Annotated in this window: 1 pseudogene; it reads left to right on the forward strand. The window is 34.7% G+C overall.

Going from position 1 to position 536, the window contains the following annotated elements:
• Positions 1–300: pseudogene (locus DDE80_RS14655) on the forward strand (RNA-guided endonuclease TnpB family protein); the annotation flags it as partial.
• Positions 301–536 lie beyond the last annotated feature (236 nt).

Genomic DNA, 536 nt, shown 5'->3' on the forward strand with positions numbered 1-536 from the left:
CTTAAAAAGCAAAAGTTCCCTACACCAGCTAAATATAAAGACGAATTTCCATTTCTAAAAGAAGTAGATTCTTTAGCTTTGGCAAATGCACAAATGAACTTACAAAAGGCTTATAAGAATTTTTTTGAAGGCAATGCGGAATTTCCAAAGTTCAAAAACCGTAAGTCAAAACAGTCTTATACAACCAATCGAGTGAACGGAAATATCGAATTGCAAGATGGTCATATCAAATTACCTAAACTGAAATTAGTAAAAATCAAGCAACATCGGGAAATCCCTACGGATTATAAATTAAAATCTCACGCCTGTTGATTAGCTAATTTTCACCGTAAAAAACTAATAAAAAAGAGAGATTCCATGTAAAATGTAAGTTACCACACAAACTTTTTACGAGGAGGAATCTCTCATGGCTAAGAATACCACGATTTTCACACTACTTCAAAACTTTATTTCACAGGAAGAACTCGCGGGTATTCTTACCGAATTCGGCTTTGAAGATACGGCTCGTAAATGCGATGTCCCTACGCTTTTACGTT

This window comes from Metalysinibacillus jejuensis (assembly GCF_003057615.1).
Taxonomy (GTDB): Bacteria; Bacillota; Bacilli; order Bacillales_A; family Planococcaceae; genus Metalysinibacillus; species Metalysinibacillus jejuensis.